A 20,403-nucleotide genomic window follows, 5' to 3' on the forward strand; every position below is an offset into this window, starting at 1 on the left:
CGTAGGCATCTTGCCTGCGATGGCGGCGCAGCCGCCACAGACCGCGCGGCTGGCGCCGCGGTACAGGCTGGGAAGCCTGTGCTCCAGCGCGGCGCCACTAGTGTCCCCTCACGTCAACGGAAGCGACCGGGCTGAATTCCCGAAATTCCCGGATGAGCCTTGCAAAGGGGGGGACGCGAGGGCTCGTGCGGCCCTGAAAATATCTCCTCGCCTTCCACTGCATCAATACATTACTGCGCAGCCGGCCCCTGCGGCGCTTCCGGCGCCGGCTCTTCATCCTGTGCAGCCTCGGGGAGTGCGGGCTCCGCCGCTGGCTCCTCCTCCGGCTGGGGGGGGAGCTGCGCGCTGCTCATGTTCCCCATGACCTCGACCTTCTTGATCGTCTCCTCCACCCGCTTCTGCATCCAGCCGACGTTCGGCACCTGCGCGAGCGCCACCTGGTACTCACCCGCGGAGAGGACCCCCTTGTCGCGCAAGAGCCTGAGGATCATGTCCGATCGCTTCAACACCTTGCCGAGGTTCTTGTACGGATTGTACGCCACCCGCGGCCCCGGAAGCATGGCGGCGAGGAAGGCGCATTCGCGGGGGGTGAGCGCCTGCGCGGGCTTTCCGAAGTAGTAGCGCGCGCCGTGGCCGACCCCGTACACCATCGGCCCCAGTTCCACCACGTTCAGGTAAAGCTCTATGATCCGCCCCTTCGTCAGCTCCTGCTCCATCCTCTTGGCGAGATAGACCTCCTGAACCTTCCGGGAGAGGGTCTTCTCCCGCGACAGGAAGAGGTTCTTGGCGGTCTGCTGCGTGATGGTGGAGGCGCCGCGGGCGAAGCTTTTCCGCTCCAGATCGTACTTGATGGCGTTCTTGATCGCCTTCACGTCGATCCCCTCGTGCCGGTAGAAGTTGTCGTCCTCGGCGAGGATCACCGACCACTTCATCTCGGGAGGAATCAGGCGGGATGGCGTCCAGTAACGGTTCTTCGGCCCCACCACCAGGGGGTGGTACTCGCCGTGCCAGTCCTTCACCTGCACCGTGAGGTTGGTCTTGCGGTCCTTCAGCATGGTGACGGGGGGGAGCCTGTAGACGGAGAAGACGAGATAGCCGGCGTAAAGGACGGCGAGGCAGATAGCAAGCTTGATCAATTTCATCATGAAGCGGCTCCAGTTGCGCGGTCACCGGCTGCCGCACCCGCCATGCCGAGCGCGGTGCGCAGAGCCTGCTTCATGCTGGCGGCCGACCCCCTCCCGGTGCCGGCAAGGTCGTAGGCGGTGCCGTGGTCCACCGAGGTGCGGATTATGGGGAGACCGAGGGTGACGTTCACCCCGTCGTCAAAGTGCAAAAGTTTCAGGGGGATGAGCCCCTGGTCGTGGTACATGCATACCACCGCGTCGTACCCCCCCTGCACCGCGAAGTGAAAAAGGGTGTCGGCCGAAAGGGGACCGTGGGCGTCGATCCCTTCCCGCCGGGCCGCCGAGATCGCCGGGACGAGCACCGTCCGCTCCTCGTTTCCGAAAAGCCCCCCTTCACCGCAGTGAGGGTTGAGGGCGAGGACCGCGAGGCGCGGGTTGGGGCGGAAATACCTGGTGAGCGCCTGATGGGTGATCCGTATCGTGGTAAGGACGCGATCGACCGTGATGAGGGAGGGTACCTTCGAGAGCGGCTCGTGGATCGTCACCAGCGTCACGCGCAGCTTGTCACCTGCGAGCATCATCACCACCTCGGGCGTACCGCACAGGTGGGCGAGGAGCTCGGTATGCCCCGGGAAGGAGTGCCCCGCCGCGTTCATCGACTCCTTGCTGATGGGGGCGGTGACGAGCGCCGCCCCCCGTCCGGCGAGGCATAGCGCTGTCGCCTCGCAGATGTAGCGGTACGCCGCGTCCCCCGCCGCTCGGGTAGGGGAGCCGTATGCCGCGTCGGCGCTCTCCAGACGGGAGACTTCCCTCAGGTACACGGTCCCCGGCGCCGGCTCTTCCGGCGGGAGGTCCTCGACCGTCTCCAGAAGAAGGGGGGCTCCCGTCACCTTCAGCGCGCGCTCCATAACGCCGCGATCACCGAAGAGCAGCGGAGAGCAGGATGAGACGACGGAGGGGTCGGCAAGGCTTGCGGCTATGATCTCCGGGCCGATGCCGCTCGGGTCTCCCATGGTGATGGCGATTACGGGCTTCTTCACGACGACCTCCAGGCAAAAAAGAAGGGGCTTTCGCCCCTTCAGCTTGGTACCCACTCTTTACCAGTTCCCGCCACCTTCTGTCAACGTTTCCCCGCCTGCTCGAGTTGCAGCACACTCCTGTGCACCTTCCCGGTGCCGCGATCCCGCCACTGCAGCCGCAGCTCTTTAGCGCTTTTCGCCTCGCCGGGGAAGAAAAGGAAGCCGTTTGCGAGGTACTGGTCGGGGATACCCTTTCCTTCCAGCCCCTTCTCCCTCAGATCGTCCAGTATCCGGTATGAGTCGTCCGTAGAGGCGGCTTTGCTCCCCCCCCCCATAACGGCCCCGCTCGCTGCACCGACCGCCGCTCCCTTCCCCACAGCCTCACCAACGCTATGTCCCGCGACGATCCCCACCGCCGCGCCGATGACGGTGCCTGCCACGGCGCCCCAGGCGGCACCCTTCCCTGCGCCCCCCATGATTTTCGCCACCTGGGTGGAGCTTTCCAGCCGCTCCATCGCCACGTTGTTTGCCACCATCGGCCAGTAGTTTCCGCCGTAGTCCACGAGGAAGCTCTGGGCGGTCACGAGCTCCAGCGTCCCGCCGCTCTTGTTGTCGAGGACAATCATCACCGGCAGGAGTCCCGCCCCCCGTATGTCGAAGCCGAACGCCTTTTTGGCGACCTTCTTCTCGGAGAACGCCTCTCCGCCGAGGCTTATGCCGTCCTGCTGCAGGTGGTTGTTGTACGCCTCCGGCGGGCGGAAGGAAACGTACTGCGTCTTGTAGGAGGAGCATCCTGTTAGGGAGAGGAGGAAGGCCAGCAGTAGCACGATCGTTCTCATCGATTACCCCCTGATTTCTGCGTTCGCCATACCCCTGCGAAATTATTATACTCTCCCCTTATTCATGCTCAAGGCCGGCGAAGCGGAGCATGAGCTTTTTGGGGCCTACCGAGTCGAACCAGACGATGATTTTCTGGTTGTCCCCTTCCCCCTCCAGCTTGCGCACCGTCCCCGCCCCGAACTGGCGGTGCCGCACCCGCATTCCGATATACACCTCGCCGGTCTCCTCCGGCACGACCCGCACCTCGTTGTCCGCTTCCATCTCCTCCTCGAGGAGAGCGGCGAGGGCGTGGGAGGAGAAGGCCGGTGCGGCCGACGGCGCGGCACGGGTAAATTCCTCTTCCTGGTCGAGGAGCTCCGGCGGCACGTCGTTCAGGAAACGGGCCGGAGGATTCATCTGCTCCTGCCCGAAGATGTGGCGCCGGCGCACGTTCAGAAGATAGAGGCGCGACTTTGCCCTCGTCATCCCCACGTAGCAAAGCCTCCTCTCCTCCTCCATCTGCGCCGGGTCATCGAGTGCGCGGGAGTGCGGGAAGATCCGCTCCTCCATCCCGATCATGAAGACGACGGGGAACTCCAGCCCCTTTGCGGAGTGGAGCGTCATGAGGGTGGCCGACGATTTCTTCCCCTCCCCTTCCGCCTCCAGGTCGGAAACGAGGGCGACCTGCTCCAGGAAGGGGGCGAGCCCCTTCTCCCCCGGCCCCGCTTCGAACGCCTCCATGGCGGTCAGAAGCTCCCGGAGGTTCTCCATGCGGTCGCGCGCCTCGTCGGTCCCCGCCTCTTCCAGGCGCTTTAAGTAGCCGCTCTCCTGCATGACGGTAAGGGCGAGCTCCGGGAGAGGCATCGTCCCGTTCACCTTGCGGAAGCGGGCCAGAAGATCGAGGAAGTCGACGACCCTGCTGCGGGCGGCGCCGGTCAGGAGACCCCCCTTCGCAGCTTCGTGCAGCGCGGCGTAAAAGGTGGTGCCCTCGCGCGAGGCGCCCTCCGAGACGCGATCGACGGTGGTCTGGCCGATGCCGCGGGGGGGGGTGTTGATGATGCGCTTCAGGGCGACGTCGTCCGCCGGGTTGTCCAGCACCCGGAGGTAGGCGAGGATGTCCTTTATCTCGAGGCGGGCATAGAAGCGGAGGCCGCCGACCATGTGGTAGGGGATCCCCCCCGCCACCATGGCATCCTCCACCGCGCGCGACTGGGCATTGGTGCGGTAGAAGACCGCCACGTCGGAGAGATCGCCGCCGCGCCCGAGGTGCCGCTCGATCTCCCGGCAGACAAAGCGCGCCTCCTCCCACTCGCTGCTGAGCCTGCGGTAGATGATCCGCTCCCCTTCCCGGTTGTCGGTCCAGAGCCGCTTCGGCTTGCGGTCCCGGTTCCTCTGCACCACGTGCCAGGCGGCGTCGAGAATGTTCTTGGTGGAGCGGTAGTTCTGCTCCAGCTTCACCACATTGACCCCTGGGAAGTCCCTCTCGAACTCCAGGATGTTCCTGATATCGGCGCCGCGCCAGCCGTAGATCGACTGGTCGTCGTCCCCCACCACGCACAGGTTTCTGCGCTCCCCCGCCAGGAGTTTCACAAGAGAGTACTGCACCGCGTTGGTGTCCTGGTACTCGTCCACCAGGATCCAGCGGTAGCGCTCCCGGTACTTCTGCAGGACGTCCGGATGCTCCTGGAAGAGGCGCACCAGGAGAAGGAGCAGGTCGCCGAAATCGAGCGCGTTGCAGCGCTTCAGCCTCTCCTGGTAGACGCGGTACACGCCGGCGACCGCCCTGGCGAACGGATTGTCGCGGGGTGCCTCATCGACCAGGGTTCCGTTGTTCTTGAACCCGTCGATCGCGGCGGCGAGAGCCTTCGGGGGGTACTTCCGGTCGTCGAGCTTCAGCTCCAGGCAGCACTCTTTCAGGAGCCGCTCGCAGTCCTTGTCGTCGTAGATGGCGAAGCTCGAATCGTACCCCAGGTGGTGGATCTCCCGGCGCAGTATCCGCGCGCACAGGGAGTGGAAGGTGGAGATGAGCGGCGGCTCCCCACCCCCGAGGATCTTTTCCACCCTCTCCCGCATCTCACCGGCGGCCTTGTTGGTGAAGGTCACCGCCAGGATCTGCCAGGGGGGGACCCCCCTCTCCTCGATGAGGTACGCGATGCGGTGCACGATGACGCGGGTCTTGCCGGAGCCGGCTCCGGCGAGTATGAGGAGGGGGCCCTCGCCGTGCAGGACCGCCTCTTTTTGCGGGGGATTGAGGTGTTGCAGCAGTTTCATGACGTCCTTCGGTGGTGGGGATGTTGGAGGTGCTGATATGTCCCGTACGAAAAGTGATAATTCAAGGCCTGACCCCGGGGTCAGGTCTTGAATTATCAGGTTCCGCCGTCGGATTCTACCCAAGCGTCTTTTATAGCACTTGAGGAATTTTTGGTCAAAGACTGTAAAGGTCCGCGCAGGTAGGGGGTGTGAGGAGAGGGGGAACGCCGCCGGGTGGTGCGCCCCCCCATGCTGCTGGGAACTAGCTCTTCTTGCTCGTCCTGGCGTAGAATGCGCTGTACTGCGGAATGGAGGTCGCCTTCTGGCAGGAAGGGCAGATGATCTCCGCTTTCTCGTGATCGGACATGCTCATCTGGACCACGAATGTTTGCGAGCAGGTCTCGCACCGATACTCGTATGTTGGCATGCTCTCTCTCCTCTTTTGGAAGGAAGGGGTGAAACCGCCGGCCCGGGCGGCCCCTACCCCAGAACCTTCAGCCGATTCTCCACGTCTGTTACTCCCAGAAGGTACCAGGCGTCGGCCTCCGCCAGCTCCTTCTCCAGATCGCTTCGCACCGCACCGTCGAGGACGGCCGTGAAGTCGCGGCAGTGCACCCGGACCTGGGCCTCCTGTACGAAGCGGTCCTTCTCCAGCACCATGCGCAGGGCGTCTGTCATCTCCCCGTCGGGGTCGTCCAGCGGATGGGTGACCGAAAGGTTGTTCACCACGTCCCGCGTCCCCCTGCGCCACCACACCAGCACACCGGCGAGCGCCTTGTGGGTGTAGCTCTCGACCGTGCCGCTGAGAGTCACCACCCCCCGGGAGACTTCCACCTCCATTCTCCCGGTGGCGTTACGGGGGGAGGAGCGGAACTCCTTGTCCGCCCCCTGCACCCGAACATAGAGGTCAAAGTCATTGAAGGCGGACTCGCCACTAAGGGCGGCATAGACGAGATCGCCGAGGGCGCCGTCCTCGATCGCCTCCCCCGGCCGGACCAGGAGACGATCCTCCAGGGCGCCCCCGCCGACAAAGGCCGCTGCATATTCGAGCGCCAGCTTCTTCGCCGCCACGCTCTCCACCTCTCCCGCCAGCACCAGCTTTTTCCCGCGAAAGTCCACCTCGATCGGGTGCCGGTGCAGATCAATGCGCCGCTCCTGCTCGAGCGCGGAAACGACGTCCTTTATAATGCGATCCCTGCTATCCATGGGAAGGATCCTCCTCGGCAGCGAGAGAAGCCGTACCGGTGCTGCCTCTATTAAGTATAAGCGGGGCGGGTGTTTGGAGCAATTTTGTGTTACGGGGAGGGGAGTTGCGGGGGCGAGCGGGGCGATACCTCCCTCTCTAAAGGAGCGATTGGTATATGGCAGGGAGCCTGAGGCATGGGCCCCGATTCTGCCCCCCTGCAGGAAGGAAGGCCCGGTAAAGATTCACATTCTTTTATTATTGATTTTTTTCATTATGTCTGCTTTCATAGCCGCGCGGCCTTCCCTGTTACTTTTTTTAACATCGTGTACGGAAAAACCGGATCACCGGGCCTCCCCCCGCTGTCATTTTTTTTAACATCGGCGTACCCCCCTCCGGGAATCCGGTGTTAATTTTTTTACCGCTCCCTCCGGCCACTCCCCAGTGGAAGAGGTGGAGCGCCCCGAGCGGTCCGACAGGCAGCCGTAAAGTAGCGTGCTTTTCCGGCACCTTCCGGCGACACCCCGCTCTTTGCTGCACCATTCCTTTCCAGGCAAGCTTCTTGCTGGAGCGCTCCCAGGAGGAATACATCGATGACCGACCTGCAGAGACCCGGCCAGTTGCCGGCAGTCCTTTTCGTGGACGACGATGCCGATTTCCTGAACGAAATCCGCTTCGTCCTCCTTTCAAACAAGCTTTGCAACGTCGTGACCCTCACAGACAGCAGCAAGGTCCTCTCCGAACTGGAGTCGGCCCCATATTCCATCGTCTTCATGGACTGGATCATGCCGGGGCTTTCCGGCGCCGATCTTCTTCCGGTTATTACCCAGCGCTTCCCCAGCCTCCCGGTAATCATCATGACCGGTGTGAACGACGTCGATACGGCGGTCACCTGCATGAAGCAGGGGGCGCTCGACTACGTGACGAAGCCGCTCGATTCCTCAAGACTTTTGTCGTGCATCAACAGCGCCCTCCGGATCACGGAGCTCTCCGCCCAGAACCGCCTCCTTCAGAACTACCTGATGGGAGAGCCTGTCGTCTGTCCCGGCACCTTCAGCGAAATCCTCTCCAGAAGCGAAAAGATGCAGGCGATCTTCAAGCTCATCGAGACGATCGCCCCCTCCCGCTACCCTGTCATCATCACAGGGGAAACGGGTGTCGGAAAGGAGCTCATCGCCCGCGCGGTGCACAAGGCCAGCGGCCTCACCGGGAGCTTCGTGCCGCTGAACGTGGCTGGGCTCTCGGCCCACATGTTCGAGGATACGTTGTTCGGTCACAACAAGGGGGCTTTCACCGGAGCAAACGAAAGGCGCGACGGGCTCGTGAAGAAGGCGCAGGGGGGGACCCTCTTCCTGGACGAGATCGGGGACCTTTCGCTGGAGAGCCAGATCAAGCTATTGCGGCTCCTCCAGGAGAACGAGTACTACCGGCTCGGCTCGGACGTCCTTTTGAAGAACGAGGCCCGCATCATCGTGGCGTCGAACGGCGACTTCAGCAAGATGATGGAGCAGGGGAGCTTCCGGGAGGACCTGTACCACCGCCTCTGCTACCACCGGCTGCACATCCCGCCCCTCAGGGAACGGCGGGAGGACATCTTGCCGCTGGTGACCCACTACGTGGAGGCGGCTGCGCGCAACATTGGGAAGCACCCGCCGCGCATCTCCTCGGAGCTTCGTTTCATCCTCGAGGCGTACGATTACCCCGGGAACGTGCGGGAACTGATCAACAAGGTGAGCAGCGCCGTGGTGGCGAACCAGACCGGGATCCTCACCCAGAACGATTTTCCGGAGGTTATCGTAAAGGAGCGCGCCGTGAACGACCTGACCCAGAAGCCGGGGAACGGCCAGTTCAACCTGCACGTGGTATTCCCCACCTTCCCCTCCATGGAGGAGGTGGAGATGGTCATGCTCGAGGAGGCGCTGAAGGCTACCGGCGGGAAGAAAAGCGCGGCTGCAGACCTTCTGGGGGTATGCCGCCAGACGGTGCAGAAAAAACTCGCCGAGATGGAGAGAAGGCATCAGGCTCGGGCGTGACGCCTGATCAGATGGTGGGTGGTGTGAGCGGGGGTGACGGCGACGTCACCCCCTGCTGCTTTGCAGGGATGCGCACGAGGACCGTCGTCCCCTTGCCGACTTGCGAGTCGAACTCCAGCGAGCCGTGGTGCTCCGTAATGATGAAATTCGATATATAGAGTCCGAGCCCGCTCCCCCCCTTCTCGATCCTGGTGGAAAAGAAAGGCTCGATCAGCTGTCCCAGGTGCTCGGGGTCGATCCCCACGCCGTCGTCCGCCACCGCGACCTTCACCATCCCCTTTTCCTTTTCATACTCCGCCGAGATGGAGACCTGCCCGCGTTTCCCTTCCGGTATGGCCTGCATCCCGTTCAGGAGGAGGTTTATGACGACCTGCTCGAGCTGGTGCCGGTTTCCCACCACCAGCGGGAGCTCCGGCTGCACGCTGTTGAGCATGGCGATGTTGCCGTAGCGCCCGTGGGCCCGGATGATCGCCATGGCGTCCGCGATGACCTGGGAGATGCTGACGTCACTTCGCAGCTCGCTGCGCTCGCCGGCGTTGAAGTCCCTGAGGTCCTTGATGACCTGCCCGATCCGCTCGCTGGAGCGGCTCACCACCTCGATGGCGGTGAGGAATTCCTCGCGCACCACGCTGTAGATCCCCCCCCCAAGGACGAAATCCCCTTCCTCCCGGGCCACCCCGTCGAGTATGGGAAGCGCGCTCTTCCACCCCTTGGCGAGCTGCTGCGCCGCGAGCTTTATCGCGCCGTTCGGCGTGTTGATCTCGTGCGCCATGCTGGAGACGAGGAGCCCGAGAGAGGTCATCCGGTTCGTCTGGATCAGCTTCGCCATCATCTTTTTGCGCTCTTCGCTCATCTCCCGCTTCATGGAGTTGATGAGCTCCTGCTGCAGGCCGCGGTTCTCCTCCTCCCGGCGCAGGAGGGCGGCAGCGAGCTCGTTCACCGCGTCGGCCGCGTCCCCCACTTCGTCGCTGTCCACCGATCCTATCCGGTGCCGGTAGTCACCCGCACGCAGCGCACGCAGCCCCCCGATGAGGCAGGTGAGGGAGCGGGTGATGCGCTGCACCACGAGGTAGCTGACGGCTGTGGCCGCAACCCAGAATAGGAGCGCGGTGACAAGCGAGGTGAGGACCATGGAGCGGATCAGGAGGGTCAGCTCCTTCTTGTCCATCACCACCTCGACCCGCCCGACCGGCTTTTCGTTGCTCCCCGCGCCGAGGAGGTAACGGCCGGAGTTCCCGGAGAGGCCGGGGGTGACGAGCGCCGAACCGGAGAGGGAGTTCTCCATCATTTGCGCGGGCTCCTCTCCCGCCTCTGCCATAACCTTCCCGTCTGCGTTCATGATGGTGACGCGCTTCACCCCGGGGTGTCGGGCGTACTCCGAGGCGAGCTGGGCAAGGGTGACCCTGTCTTCACTAAAGAGGGGGAGACGGACGGAAGCGGCGAGCATGGTGGCTAAGAGCTGCGATTTTTCTCCGGTGTGCAGCCGGTACGACTGCACCTGCCGCACCATGTAGATCCCGGTGAAGGTCGCGGAAATCACGGCGGTGAACGCGGCGAAGATGATGAAGAGCCGGGTTCGGAAGTTCCACGGGAACTTCCGGCTGCGAGTCACCGCCCCCATCAGAAGTTGGCCTGGCGCGAAGGCGCCTCGTAGAAGATGCCAAGGTGCTTCAGCACCCCCTGGTTTACCTTCAGGATGCTCTTTGCCGGCGACAGCAGCGGGTATTCGTGTACCGGCCTCCCGGCGAGGAGGTCCGCAGCCATCTCCGCAGCCTGGCGCCCCATCTCCTCCCGGTCCGCCTCGATGACCGCCGCCGCGCCGAGCTGCAGGTGCGAGCGGTCAAAGGAGATCACCGGGATCTTCTCAGCCAGGGAGAAGAGGAAGTAGGCTTCCGCAGATTTGTGGTCCACCGCCGAGGCATCCGGAATCATCCAGATCGCATCGACGCTCCCCTTCAGGCTGGCGAGCGCCCCGAGGGCGTCCTTCGGCGAGTTCACCACCCTCGTCACGATCTCGATCCCCGAACGAGCGGCGGACTGCTGCACCTTCCTCATGTAGATCCCGCTGCGGGCGGGGTTGTACAGCACCCCCACCCGTCGGACGTTCATTCCCTCGAAAAGGGGGAAGTGGCGCTCAGGCCTTACGAACAGCTCCACCCCCGTGACGTTCGAGGATGAGCCGTAGAGTCTTGAGAAGCTCAGCGACATGAGAGAAATGACCGGCAAATGGCGCGCACGTTTGGCGGCCGCGAGAGCGCGGTCCCCGACAGCGACGATGACTGAAGGCTTATCCTCCCTGATCACCCGTGCCAGGTCCGCCTCCTGGTAATCGGAAAGGACGATGGTGCGGTGGGAGAAATCCCTGCCGCGCCGGAAGGCGCTCGCCGCCTCCGTATAGACCGGGTCCCTCGTGCTCAGGAGCAAAAGGACCTGGTACGCCTCGGCGACGCACGGCAGGATGAGGAAAAGGACAGCTATGCAGAGGAGAAGGAGTCTTCTCAAAACCGCCACCTCACGCCCCCCTCGAGCCACCTCCGGGGGTTCTTGAACTGGTCCGTCAGGTATTGGTCTCCATCGAAGACGTTGTGCAGGGTGACGAAAAAGTGGGGCATCAAGTCCCCGCGCCCCCAAGGCGTTGCCGTCAGCGTCCCGTCCCATACCATCGCGCCGTACCTGCCGTTCAGGTCCGACTGGAGGTCGGCCATACGCCCGGTAACGGCCACGTCGAGGATGCGACCGTCATCGTAGCGCGCTCCGAGAAGGAGGAGGTGCCGGGGGCGGTTCGGGATGACGCTGTCATCCGAGGTGCGACGGGCGTCGATGAAGGTGTAGCCGAGGAAAAAGGAGGTATGGAAGAAGGGAGCGGTACGCACCTCGGTCTCTACCCCCTCCTTTACCTGGTGCTGCGTGGAGAGATCATCAAGCAGCGCGTCGAGCTCGTTGTGGAAGAGAGTTGCCTTGAGCCACAGGTGGGGAATGGCGCTCGTCTCCACCCCCACCTGGGCCGTCCATACCTTTTCTACAGAGTCGAGGGCAAGAGAGGGAAGGCTGTACCCTTTGGCGACGTAGCTCCGGACCGTGGTCTGCTCGTTTACCTGCCACGTCGCGCCGAAAGACGGGCTCCACTGGTTCCCGGCATTCCCCGTTATGTCGTAGCGGATGCCGGGTGAGATGGAGAAAGGACCGAAGGCGAAGCTGTCGTTGAGGTAGAAGCCCCAGCGGTTTTCCCCCTTGTCCACGCGTTCCCCGTCACGCAGAAAGCTCACCGAGTCCTTGTCCAGATCGACGCCGGCAACAAGGGTGTTGTTGCTGGTATGCAGCAGAAGCTGGACGCTGCCGCCGCTGATCTTCTCGTCCCAGTCCAGGGTGCTGCGAAATACGGTGTCGGGGTAAAGAACAGGAAGGGTTGCCTCGCTGGAGATCCGGTTGTCGTTGCTCGAGTGCCTGGCTGTCAGCTGGAGATCGAGGTATTCGGTCAGGGGCTTGGTGGCGGAGAGAACAAAGGTCAGGCGGCGCCCCCAGCTGTCCTCCTTCGCAGTGATGTCAGGTTGATCTATGGCGAAATTCCCGCGGTTTACCTCCGTGTAGCCGAAAGAGAAGAGGGCCCTTCCACCGCCGGGAAATTCGTAGCTGAGCTTTTGGTAGGCATTCCTGAGCCTCTCGTTGGTATTGGGCTGGAAGCCGCCGGTGCCGAAATAGCCGCCGGAGAGGTAATAGCCGAAGTTTCCTGCAGTGCCGGAGATCTCTCCGCTGTCGTCATTGGTATTGTGCTCACCGTGGGAGGCAGAGATCGTCCCCGAGAGCTTCCGATCCGGCTCCGGTGACTTGGTGACTATGTTGATGATGCCTCCCAGGGCAGGCCCCCAGCTGGAGGAGGCAGCACCTTTGGAGACCTCGATCCTTTCGACGATGCGCGCAGGAATGAGGCCGAGATCGGGGAAGTTCGACATCAGGTTGTTCCACGGTATGCCGTCGAAAAGCACGAGGACGTGGTTGTAGTCGGCCCCTTGGACGGTGATGCTCACGACGCTCGCCGGTCCGGTCTGGAGATCGACCTGGATCCCGGGAATCAGCTTGAGAATGTCACTTACGGTATGGGCGTTATGAGCCTCTATCTCCTCTGCGCTTATGACGGATACGTTCTCGGCAGTCCTCGAGACGGGCCTGCTGAATCTCCCGGTGGCGATCGTGTCAGCATCTGAGCTGCCCAAGACAGAGAGCGTCTCCTCTTCCAGTTCTTCACCTCTCAGGCCGGGAGGGGAGAGACAGAAAAAGAGGAGGCAAGTCACCAGCAGGACGCTGAGAGTGTGGAGTCGTGGCCTATGTCTTTCGATATGTCTCAGGGTAAACCTCACGGATATATTTTTTTTAATTTTTAGTTGTATTTCATTTGAACTTACTCTATAACCTAAAGCAGATTTAGAGTCCAGCACTTTCACACTCAGAAGGAGGTGAGACGCATGTTGACAGAAATCTTGGAAATTCATGATGAAGGAACCTGCCCGGCGGCGGTATCCCCGCAATTTACCTGCTGCTACCTTGCGTACATGGGCGTCGTACAGCGCTGAGAACTTCGGGCGGGGGGCCACATCTGCCCCCCCGCTTGCCTGCCCACCCGCCTTACTTCCCACCCCAAGGGGTATCTACAATGAAAGCATTGGCACCCTCGTGCTACCTGAAGTCCTACCCCTCCGCGCAGGGGGACAAAGTCCTTCTCTACTCCACGCTGCACGGCTCAAAGCTTACCGTTTCCAAAAGCCTCGCCGAAGCCATCACGAGCGGCACTGTGCCTGAGGCCCATGTCGAGACGCTCCAGCGCCTGGGGATCCTGGTGCCGGACCGGGAGCGCGAGCGCCAGCAGATGATGGAGCTTTTGCAGGAGCTTGACCGGCGCAACACCCTCTTCTGCGCGGTTGTCACCCTGAACCTCGACTGCAACCTCGCCTGCAGCTATTGCTACGAGTCCCCCTTCCGTTGCAGCAGCTACATGACGGAGGAGACTGCAGACCTTGTGGTGCAGGCCCTTCTGAATCATCCCCTTGCCGCTTCACGGGATCTGAGGGTCGAGTTCTATGGCGGTGAGGCGCTCCTATCGGTGCCCCTGATGCGCAGGATCTCGACGCAGCTCAAATCAGCGGTCGAGGCACGGGGAAAGGCCTACTCCTTCAGCATCGTCACCAACGGCACACTCCTCAACCGGCGCACGGTGGAGGAACTCCTCCCCCTCGGCCTGAGCAGTGCCAAAGTCACCCTGGACGGTCCCCCCCGGATTCACGACCAGCAGCGTCCCTTCACCTCCGGAAGGGGGAGCTTCGCGGCCATCCTGGCGAACCTGAAGGAGATCTGCGCCCTCCTTCCCATTCAGCTCGGGGGGAACTTCAGCCAGGAAAAGTACCGCGAGTTTCCGGAGCTCCTTGACATCCTCGTCCAAGAGGGGATTTCCCCCGAGTCCATCGCAGCTGTACAGTTCACAGCCATCGCCCCCAAAGCAGACGAGGCGGGACTGCCCGAGTTCACCGCCGGTTGCGCCTGTTCAAGCGAGCCGTGGCTAATGGAGGCATCCCTCTATCTGCGGGAAGAGACGCTGAAGCGCGGTTTCAGGGTGCAGAAACCGAAGCTCTCGGCATGCATGGTGGAATCGGAAAACAACATGGTGATAGGGTATGACGGCGGGATCTACAAATGCCCGGCATTCATGGGATGGCAGGACCTGCGCATCGGGACGTTGACGGAAGGGGTACAGGAGTATGCGGAGTCTCACGGTGTGGGAGCCTGGAAGCAGGAGGAATGTCTCGACTGCGCGTACCTCCCTATCTGCTTCGGCGGCTGCAAGTACCTGCAACGGCTCAATACCGGCTCGGTAGCGGGGGTCGATTGCCGCAAGGAGCTCCTCGACGCCACCTTGGAGAAGACGTTGCGGCAGGACCTGGCTGCAGGGCGGTAGACAGGTCAGTTTGTCACCTTTTTTAACAGCGGCCTTCGCCGGGGCTGGCTTTTCCGCGGCTCCTGTTAATATTTTTACCGGCCAACCGGCAGCAATTCCGCAGTGGAATCCGCCACCTGGCACCACGTGTTGCTTTTCTTAACCCTCCGTCCCCGCATTTGGCACCATACGGGCGTCGGCAGCAGGCGCCCCGCCCCTGCCCGAAGAGTCCTCTTTCCTTTTCTGATCAATCCAGCCACAAATCGTGAGCGGCTGTATACCACCGTCAGCACAGAGCAATCGCCGACCAGGTCACCGGGGTTAAGTCTCAGGCGACGCTGAGCCCGGCTCTGCCTCCCCCGTTCTGGCATCATTCTTGTTATCTCCGACCCTGGCTCATCGCGAAGACGTCCCGCTGCCCAGGAGAAGAAGAATGGTCTTTTTCAAGTACAGGAACCTGATTCACCAGCTGGATCACCAGGCTTTCGACCGGCTTCTTCAGCCGGGGGATACAACACTCTATTCCGGGATCTATCGCTGCGAGGTATGCGGCTACGAGATCGTCTCCACAAAAGGTGATTCGATGCCGCCGGAACACCATCATAAGCACACCCTGGCGCAGGGGCCGATCAGCTGGCGCCTCATCGTGCGCACCATCCAGAAAAACCCGGACGTGGCAAGAGATAGGGAGTCGCGAAACCGCGGGTACCTGGAAAGGTAACCAGTCTCTTCATGCCTGAGCACTGTAGGCCGTGATAAGCCGCAGGCGTTCCCGGCATCGGCGCAGCCGATACGCAGGTGCAACGGAGTGCCGGAACGCTGCGCTTATTCCGTCCTACATCTCGAAGTCGGTACGCGAAAAAAAAGGGTCCATCCGGGAATTCCGGGGGAGCGTGCGTACATCGCCACGAAGCACTGCAGAAGGCCCAACGTTCCCCCCTTTGCGAAGGGGGGGCAGGGGGGATTTGATCTTCGAGTCACCTCTGAACCGCAGCCCGTTTAACAGTACATCTCGGTCGTCGAACCGCAGTGCTGCACTCTAAAGATCACGACATGGGCACCACCAGTTTTTGCTTGAGACCACAGCAGTTGCGACTTTGCAGGGCCGTCCTGGCCAAGTCAAATCTCCCCTGTCCCCCCTTCGCAAAGGTGGGGACCTCGTGCGGCCCTTCATTGGAACATACTACGGCTTCCCTGGAATTCTCCGATGAGCCCAAAAAAGGGCCGCCCACGGTGGGAACGGCCCTTTTTCTTCTTGCGACTGCAGCGGATGGCGTTGATTACCCGCCATAGGTGAGGTTGTTCAGGAGATCCTCCGATTCCTTCAGGTTCCGCTCCAACGTTCTCAACTCGTCAGGTGTATAGAGCGAAGCTCCTTTCTGGATCTCCGTCTTCAGCTTGGAGATTTTCTGCGGCAGGCTGTCGACCTCCCGGTCGCAGTTCTTCACCAGCATCTGGCATTCCTTGAGGCACTTCGGGTCGTGCCCGGGCTTTGCATCATTGGCCGCCATAGCAGTTCCACTCGCCATCAGAATCGTTGCTGCCAATATCACCATAAGTTTCTTCATTGCTTCCTCCTGGAGGTAAAGTGCTATGAGTCTTTGTCTCCTTAGAGCAGCAGGCGTGCCAACTTGTAAGACGTCTAAATAACTCAGCTTTACCACCACAAGGCATTCCACCGGCTGCAGAATATTCCTCCGCTACGAAGAATATTCGGCACGAGGTACCCCGCCGAGGCAAGAAGGCGCGGTGCTATAGTTACGATATGTCCAGCATCTTCACCCACGCCATCACCGGGGCGGCTCTCGCCGTCCTGGCGGAAAAGGAGCCCTCCGCCGCCACCATCTCCGTCGCCGCGCTGTGAGCCTTTCTGCCGGACGGCGACGGCATCGGCTACCTTCTCGGCATCCCTTACGGCTCACTCTTCGGTCATCGAGGCTTCCTCCATTCCCTCACCTTTGGAGCACTGGTTGCCGGCGCCTCCGCCCTCCTTCTCTTCCGCCAGGACCGACCGCTCTATCACTTCCTCCTCTTTTTCGCAGCGGTGGCAAGCCACGGTGTCACCGACGCCATGACGGACGGCGGCCTCGGTGTCGCCTTCTTCTCCCCTTTCGACACGAAGCGATACTTCTTCCGCTTCCGCCCGATTCTTGTTCCGCCTATCGGGATCGGCCCTTTCTTCACCAGGTACGGCTTTACCGTCCTCATGAGCGAGGTGCGCTGGGTCTGGCTGCCGCTGGCAGTGGGGATCGTGGCGGTTCGAACGCTGCGTGAGGTGCTCGGCAGGTAGCCTCTGTTGCGAAATTCAGTTGAAGGGGCAGGTCGGGAAGGGAGTTACGTCTTGATGGTTGGGGGAGCGGTGCTTTGGTTACCTCACCGCTCCTTTTTTGTGATCCTGGAGAGGAGCTCGCGGGCCTGGAACATCGCCATGAAGGGGTTCCCGATGCTAACCTTTTCCTTCTGACTTGTTTCATTTTCACTGCTGGTCGACGAGTCTTCACACCCGGAAAATTTCCCCGTAGGTTCACCCACTCTTTTCATAGATCCTCCCGAGGCAGGCTCACCACCATTATAGCAGCACTGCTACCGAAGAAAGGCGGCCGGGCGCGACTGGTCCGGCTTCACCCTCCCTTTCGGTCGCGTCACATCCGAAAGGCCCCCCTTCTCTTCCTCATAAAGTTATTTACCATTTAAACGAGGAGGTGCGATGAATAGCAAGCTGCTGAAGGAAGCTATCTTTGGCAAACGCCTGAGAACCGAGGAGGAGGAGACCGAGCAGCTTTCAACGATGCCGGCGATCCCGGTGGTGGGGCTCGACGCCCTCGCCTCGGCGGCTTACGGTCCGGAAGCGGCACTGACGGTCCTCATTGTGCTGGGCAACGTCGGATCAAGATACATCACCCCCATCGTAGGGTGCATAATCGTTCTCCTCACCCTTGTGGCCCTCTCCTACCGGCAGACCATCCCGGCCTACCCGCAGGGGGGCGGGTCGTACACGGTAGCTTCCCAGAACCTCGGCACCCTCCCCGGTCTTCTCGCCGGGACCGCCCTCTGCATCGACTACATTCTCAATGTTGCCGTCGCGACCTCGGCAGGTGTCGCGGCCCTTGTTTCCGCCGTCCCGCGTCTTCTGCCGTACACGCTGCCACTGTGCCTCGGGCTGCTCCTTTTCCTCATCGTGGTGAACCTGCGCGGGGTCCGCTCCGCCGGCATTCTCTTCCTCGTCCCTACCTACCTCTTTATCGGCTGCCTCGCCGTCACGGTCGCCATCGGCCTGTACAACGTCGTGGCGACGCATGGGCACCCCGTCCCGGTGCGCCCTCCCCCTGTCGTGCCGGTCTCGGTGCACAGCGCAGGTGCCTGGCTTTTGCTGCGCGCCTTCGCCAGCGGGTGCACAGCATTGACCGGGGTGGAAGCCGTCAGCGACGCGGTCCCCATTTTCCGGGAGCCGCGCACCGTGCGGGCGAAGCGGACCCTCACCGTCATCATGGCGGTACTCGCCTTTCTCCTGGCGGGGATTGCCATTCTTGCGCACTACTACGGCATAACCGCGACCTCTCCGGGGCAGTCGGGGTACCAGAGCGTCCTTTCCCAGATCATTGGAGCCGTTGCCGGGCGCGGCGCCTTCTACTACCTGGCGATCTCCTCCATCCTCGCCGTCCTCCTTCTTTCCGCCAATACGAGTTTCGCCGACTTTCCCCGCGTCTGCCGCCTCCTCGCCCTCGACACTTTTCTCCCCGCCGAGTTCGCGCACCGGGGGCGGCGCCTCGTCTTCTCCGCCGGCATAATCGTCCTCGGCATTTTTTCCGCACTTCTTCTGGTCGCCTTCGGCGGGGTCACCGACAGGTTGATCCCCCTCTTTGCCGTGGGGGCTTTCACCGCATTCACCCTGTCGCAACTCGGTATGGTCTTCCACTGGAAGCGCTCCGAGGAGAAAAACGCCAGGCACCGGATGATTCTGAATGGCATAGGCGCCGTGACCACGGGAGTGACTCTCATCGTCATAGCGGTCGCGAAATTCGCAGAAGGAGCCTGGCTCACCATCATCGTCATGCCCCTCCTGCTCGTCGTCTTTCTGCGCATACGGCGATACCACGAATCGATCGAGCAGAAGCTGGAAGAGGTCGACGGGCCGCTGGAGCTCGAAGACATCCCCGCGCCGATCATGGTCGTGCCGCTGAAAAGGCTGAACAGGGTAACGAGAAAGGCGATCCGGGTGGGGCTCTCCTTCGGCCTCAATGTCTTCGCCGTCCAGGTTGTGGCCGAGGAAGCAAACATGGAGGACCTGACAGAGCGGTGGCGAGCCCTCGTGGAGGAGCCGGCGCGCCAGGCAGGACAGCCGGTCCCGAAGCTCGTCGTGGTGAGTTCCCCCTACCGGGAGTTCTTCGGCCCCCTTTCCCACCAGGTGAAGGTGCTGTCCGAGCACTACCCCGACCGGCAGGTGGCGGTGATCATTCCGGAGCTGGTGGAGAAGCGGTGGTACAACTTCCTCTTCCGGCACCGTGCGACCCTCCTGAGGGAACTCATCCTCCTGCGCGGAGGGCCGCAGATTCTGATCATCACGGTGCCGTGGTACGTCGGGAAGAAGGACAAGTTCGAGGGGTAGCGGCAGCGCGTGCCCCTGGAGGTGGCATCGCAGGAGGTGCGATTGCATGGAAGTCGTGCATTGTCGCTTTTTTATGAGATATTTGTGAAGTTACGCCGTCGCGTAGCAGAATGAAGACAGACGGAGCGAAGGAGGGAAAAATGAAGGGAAAGAGAGCATGCTTTGCAGTCACAGTTGCAGCGATACTTTGTGCATCCCTTGCCATGGGCCAGTCACAGACGTTCCCCCAGGGAAGTGCGACTCCTTCCGAAAGTTGCGGAAAGTGCCACAGGGCGATCTACCGCGAGTTTGCCTTCGGTTTCGGTAGCGACATCCTCTTCAAGCCGACCACCATGCCGGGAAAGGAGGGGGATAAACTCTCACTCCCCGCCAACGTCTCCGGCACGGCGACGGCCCACGCGATTGCCGGGGTCGACCCGTACCCGGTACATTCGCGCGAGGCTGAGGAGGGGGGGAAATCGTGCAACGTCTGCCACTATCCCGAGTCCTTTGCCATTCCCGACATGGAAGCCCCGGAACTCTCCAAGCCGAAGGCGCGCCCGAAGGATAAAGAGGCGGGGGGGCTCACCTGCGCGAGCTGCCACCTGACGCCCGAAGGAAAGATCCGGGGGGCGCATGTGGTGAAGGCACCGCACGATACCGTCGCCGATCCCGCAATCCATACCTCCGCCATGTGCGCCTACTGCCACGCCATGGGGAAGAGAGTGGTGGGGAAGCAGACGCAGACCTTTCTGGAGTGGCGCGAGGACTTCTACAAGCCGACCCTCGGCCTGCAGCAGTGCCAGGACTGCCACATGCCGCGCACCATGCGGAAGATCGCGGAGGAGTACGACAATCCGGAGCGCGCAGTGGCGCGCCATCTCTGGACCGGAGGGCGGTCGCAGCAGCGGCTGGCGAGTGCGCTCGGCCTCGTGGTGACGCAGCCCCTGGAGGGGAAGCCGAACCTCGCATTCCACGTCATCAACATCGGGGCGGGACACTCCGTTCCCACCGGCTCCAACAGGCGGGCGGTATACCTGAAGGTCGAAGTGACGGACAGGAAAGGGAAGCTCGTCGCAGGGAACGACTGGATGTTCGCGCCGTGGTACGGCGCGCGTCCGGACGACAAGAAGTTCCTGGAGGAAGACAAGAAGCGTCCTGACGCGGTCGCCGCCATGCAGGCGGATGCGCAGGGGCCTCACGAGAGCACCATCCGTGCCGGCGAGGAGCGGACACTTCCCTGGACGCCGAAACTGAAGCCGGGAGAGTACACGGTGAAGGCGTGCCTCATCTACGACCTGAACCGGTACAATGCCCGCACCTTTACCGACGACCAGACGGAGATGAACAGTACGACCCTCACCGTGAGAGTCAGAAGATGACTTACGACCCGGCGGCCCCCCGCCCCTGACGGGAGGGGGTCAGGGGGTGGGTGAAGCTGCTGTCTGCGAAACGGTGGCACCTCCC

17 protein-coding genes are annotated in these 20,403 nt (G+C 62.1%); 6 read left to right on the forward strand and 11 right to left on the reverse strand.

Going from position 1 to position 20,403, the window contains the following annotated elements; translation table 11 throughout:
- Window positions 1-230 precede the first annotated feature (230 nt).
- From LPW11_RS06965 to LPW11_RS06990, 6 genes are all read right to left on the reverse strand, one after another.
- Window positions 231-1,145 (reverse strand): transglycosylase domain-containing protein, encoded by a 915-nt coding sequence (locus LPW11_RS06965; protein WP_230997404.1) that lies wholly within the window; start codon window positions 1,143-1,145, stop codon window positions 231-233.
- Window positions 1,142-2,137, reverse strand: a complete 996-nt coding sequence (pdxA, locus tag LPW11_RS06970; RefSeq protein ID WP_230998259.1) for a 4-hydroxythreonine-4-phosphate dehydrogenase PdxA — start codon at window positions 2,135-2,137, stop codon at window positions 1,142-1,144. Before pdxA ends, LPW11_RS06965 begins: the two co-directional genes overlap by 4 nt.
- Window positions 2,138-2,244: 107 nt before the next feature.
- Complete coding sequence (locus tag LPW11_RS06975; RefSeq protein ID WP_230997405.1) at window positions 2,245-2,982, reverse strand: glycine zipper family protein; 738 nt, start codon at window positions 2,980-2,982, stop codon at window positions 2,245-2,247.
- A gap of 58 nt (window positions 2,983-3,040) precedes the next feature.
- The gene (locus LPW11_RS06980; RefSeq protein ID WP_230997406.1) at window positions 3,041-5,233 is read right to left on the reverse strand and encodes an ATP-dependent helicase; all 2,193 of its coding nucleotides are present in this window, start codon (window positions 5,231-5,233) and stop codon (window positions 3,041-3,043) included.
- Between the two features lie 241 nt (window positions 5,234-5,474).
- A complete protein-coding gene (locus LPW11_RS06985) occupies window positions 5,475-5,639 on the reverse strand; it encodes an FmdB family zinc ribbon protein (RefSeq protein WP_230997407.1) in 165 nt (54 codons plus the stop codon).
- 53 nt (window positions 5,640-5,692) lie between these two features.
- On the reverse strand, window positions 5,693-6,418 hold the full coding sequence (locus tag LPW11_RS06990) for a BON domain-containing protein (RefSeq protein WP_230997408.1): 726 nt from the start codon (window positions 6,416-6,418) through the stop codon (window positions 5,693-5,695).
- A gap of 570 nt (window positions 6,419-6,988) precedes the next feature.
- Between LPW11_RS06990 and LPW11_RS06995 the strand changes: the two genes are divergently transcribed.
- Window positions 6,989-8,428 carry a sigma-54-dependent transcriptional regulator gene (locus LPW11_RS06995; RefSeq protein WP_230997409.1) on the forward strand — a complete coding sequence of 480 codons (1,440 nt, stop codon included), beginning with the start codon at window positions 6,989-6,991 and terminating at the stop codon, window positions 8,426-8,428.
- A 7-nt stretch (window positions 8,429-8,435) separates the two neighbouring features.
- On the opposite strand, the gene LPW11_RS07000 is transcribed toward LPW11_RS06995, so the two are convergent.
- Genes LPW11_RS07000 through LPW11_RS07010 form a run of 3 tightly spaced genes read right to left on the reverse strand, consistent with a single transcriptional unit; the run spans window position 8,436 to window position 12,639 of the window.
- Entirely contained in the window at window positions 8,436-10,040 is a 1,605-nt protein-coding gene (locus LPW11_RS07000; protein WP_230997410.1) for a sensor histidine kinase, read from the reverse strand.
- A gap of 8 nt (window positions 10,041-10,048) precedes the next feature.
- Window positions 10,049-10,930 (reverse strand): ABC transporter substrate-binding protein, encoded by an 882-nt coding sequence (locus LPW11_RS07005; protein WP_230997411.1) that lies wholly within the window; start codon window positions 10,928-10,930, stop codon window positions 10,049-10,051.
- The gene (locus tag LPW11_RS07010) at window positions 10,927-12,639 is read right to left on the reverse strand and encodes a TonB-dependent receptor plug domain-containing protein (RefSeq protein ID WP_230997412.1); all 1,713 of its coding nucleotides are present in this window, start codon (window positions 12,637-12,639) and stop codon (window positions 10,927-10,929) included. Before LPW11_RS07010 ends, LPW11_RS07005 begins: the two co-directional genes overlap by 4 nt.
- A gap of 437 nt (window positions 12,640-13,076) precedes the next feature.
- On the opposite strand from LPW11_RS07010, the gene gptM reads away from it, so the two are divergent.
- A complete protein-coding gene (gene gptM, locus LPW11_RS07015; protein WP_230997413.1) occupies window positions 13,077-14,372 on the forward strand; it encodes a geopeptide radical SAM maturase in 1,296 nt (431 codons plus the stop codon).
- 412 nt (window positions 14,373-14,784) lie between these two features.
- Window positions 14,785-15,072, forward strand: a complete 288-nt coding sequence (locus tag LPW11_RS07020) for a hypothetical protein (protein ID WP_230997414.1) — start codon at window positions 14,785-14,787, stop codon at window positions 15,070-15,072.
- A 559-nt stretch (window positions 15,073-15,631) separates the two neighbouring features.
- Here LPW11_RS07020 and LPW11_RS07025 read toward each other — a convergent pair.
- Window positions 15,632-15,919 carry a hypothetical protein gene (locus LPW11_RS07025; RefSeq protein ID WP_230997415.1) on the reverse strand — a complete coding sequence of 96 codons (288 nt, stop codon included), beginning with the start codon at window positions 15,917-15,919 and terminating at the stop codon, window positions 15,632-15,634.
- 338 nt (window positions 15,920-16,257) lie between these two features.
- On the opposite strand from LPW11_RS07025, the gene LPW11_RS07030 reads away from it, so the two are divergent.
- Window positions 16,258-16,641 carry a metal-dependent hydrolase gene (locus LPW11_RS07030; protein WP_230998260.1) on the forward strand — a complete coding sequence of 128 codons (384 nt, stop codon included), beginning with the start codon at window positions 16,258-16,260 and terminating at the stop codon, window positions 16,639-16,641.
- Between the two features lie 83 nt (window positions 16,642-16,724).
- Here the strand turns inward: LPW11_RS07030 and LPW11_RS07035 are convergent, their stop codons facing one another.
- Entirely contained in the window at window positions 16,725-16,892 is a 168-nt protein-coding gene (locus LPW11_RS07035) for a hypothetical protein (protein ID WP_230997416.1), read from the reverse strand.
- A 166-nt stretch (window positions 16,893-17,058) separates the two neighbouring features.
- Between LPW11_RS07035 and LPW11_RS07040 the strand changes: the two genes are divergently transcribed.
- Complete coding sequence (locus LPW11_RS07040; protein ID WP_230997417.1) at window positions 17,059-18,957, forward strand: APC family permease; 1,899 nt, start codon at window positions 17,059-17,061, stop codon at window positions 18,955-18,957.
- 140 nt (window positions 18,958-19,097) lie between these two features.
- On the forward strand, window positions 19,098-20,318 hold the full coding sequence (locus LPW11_RS07045) for a NapC/NirT family cytochrome c (RefSeq protein ID WP_230997418.1): 1,221 nt from the start codon (window positions 19,098-19,100) through the stop codon (window positions 20,316-20,318).
- The last annotated feature ends 85 nt before the right edge of the window (window positions 20,319-20,403 follow it).

The organism is Geomonas sp. RF6 (assembly GCF_021044625.1).
Classification (GTDB): Bacteria; Desulfobacterota; Desulfuromonadia; order Geobacterales; family Geobacteraceae; genus RF6.